Origin of the sequence: Methanoregula sp. (genome assembly GCF_002835825.1) — an archaeon.
Classification (GTDB): Archaea; Halobacteriota; Methanomicrobia; order Methanomicrobiales; family Methanospirillaceae; genus Methanoregula.
This window is the reverse complement of the sequence record NZ_PIZH01000505.1, coordinates 1-1,493: the sequence shown is the minus strand read 5'-3', so window position 1 is coordinate 1,493 and position 1,493 is coordinate 1. Positions and strand designations below refer to the sequence as shown.

The 1,493-nt window shown below is 55.3% G+C and carries 3 protein-coding genes; all 3 read left to right on the top strand.

Going from position 1 to position 1,493, the window contains the following annotated elements; genetic code table 11:
- Nucleotides 1–358 (top strand): alpha/beta fold hydrolase (locus tag CW742_RS12735; RefSeq protein ID WP_292420940.1); only part of this gene is annotated, 358 nt, incomplete at its 5' end.
- A 2-nt stretch (nt 359–360) separates the two neighbouring features.
- Complete coding sequence (locus CW742_RS12730) at nt 361–801, top strand: OsmC family protein (RefSeq protein WP_292420937.1); 441 nt, start codon at nt 361–363, stop codon at nt 799–801.
- 60 nt (nt 802–861) lie between these two features.
- Nucleotides 862–1,493: DUF2284 domain-containing protein (locus tag CW742_RS12725; RefSeq protein WP_292420935.1), on the top strand; the 632-nt coding region annotated here is incomplete at its 3' end.

Here is a 1,493-nt window from a genome sequence, read left to right as displayed (position 1 = left end):
GTTCATAGTAATAAGTATCCCGGGAATCAGGGAGAAGGTGACCGGCTGGATGTTCCAGCAGAAGTACCCGCCAACACCGGAATCCTTTCAGCGAATGAAAGCTGCTGCGAACCAGTGCGACACGAGAGAACTGCTCGGCCGGATCTCTGCCCCGACCCTGATCGTGAACGGGACAAGGGACGGGATCGTACCGATGAAAATAACCCGCGAACTCTCTGACGGGATTTCCGGTGCCCGGCTCGTCCTTGTCAACGGGGACCACCTGTTTTCAGCAAAAGATCCCGATCTCCTGATCATGCCGGCCCGTGAATTCCTCGCGGAAGTGGATGCGAATACGTTAAAGAAAAGACGTGCATAACCATGACAACAGATGCAGTATTCATGAATGTCTCGTATAAGAGCGGCATGAAATTCAATGCCGTCAACTGCGATGGCCACAACATTGCCGTTGAACCCTGCCCATGCCTTGGCGGGAGCGGGGATAACCCGAACCCAATCGACTACCTCCTTGCGTCCCTTGGAAGTTGTACCGGGATCAAAGCCCTTATGGATCTGTCCGCACATAATTCCCGTCCTGATCCCCTGAGAATCACGATCGAGGGAACCCGACAGGAACTGCCACCGGCAGTGTTCAGGAACCTTCACATCACCTTCTTCCTGAGGGGAAATCTGGATGAGAAGGTGGTAGAGAGAGCCAGCCATGATACGATGACTCTCAACTGCCCGGTTGCCGTAATGCTGGGAAAAGCGACCGAGCTGACCTGGGATTACCAGATTGGAAGCGGGTCGCCCCCACCATGAAGAGCGCACCTAGATTTTTCGTGATACGCAATAATACAGATACTGACACGGGTGAGTCGCATGAAAGTTGAGAAAAAAGATTTCGGGAATTTTATCTTTCTCATTCAGGCAGCCAAGTCACTCGGGGCAGCCGATGCAAAAGTGATCCCCGTATCAGATATCGTTGTCGAGAACCGCGTCCCGCTCAAGTGCCGGGCGGGATGCATCGCGTACGGGAAGAAACTGACCTGCCCTCCCTATGTCCCGACACCGGACGAGTTCCGGATGATCCTCTCCGAATACCGCTATGCCCTGCTCGTGAAGTTCATCTCACCGGCAGAAGCAGATCCCGATGTGATCTGTTCGATCTACAAGTACTGGCTTGATCCCGAAGCACCGGCTGACAGGAAGGAGCAGGCAACGCAGTTCTGGAAAGATCATTTCAACGGCACAGGTACATTCGCACCGATGATGCTCGAACTGGAACGGACTGCGTTCAATGCGGGCAACCCGTTTGCGCTCGCGTTCGTCAACGGCTCGTGCCGGCTCTGCGAAACCTGCAACGTGAAGGAAGGGATCTGCATCCGCCCCACGCAGGCCCGGATACCCGAGCATGCGGTAGGCGTCAACATGGTGAAGACCGCGGAGAAGGCGGGGATGCCGATCCGGTTCCCGGTGCAGGGGCACCCCGAGCTCATGGCGCTCCTTCTTAT

Bases quoted from the DNA above. Each gene is read 5' to 3' on its own strand.
- CW742_RS12730 (WP_292420937.1), top strand. From the start codon at position 361: ATGACAACAGATGCAGTATTCATGAATGTCTCGTATAAGAGCGGCATG.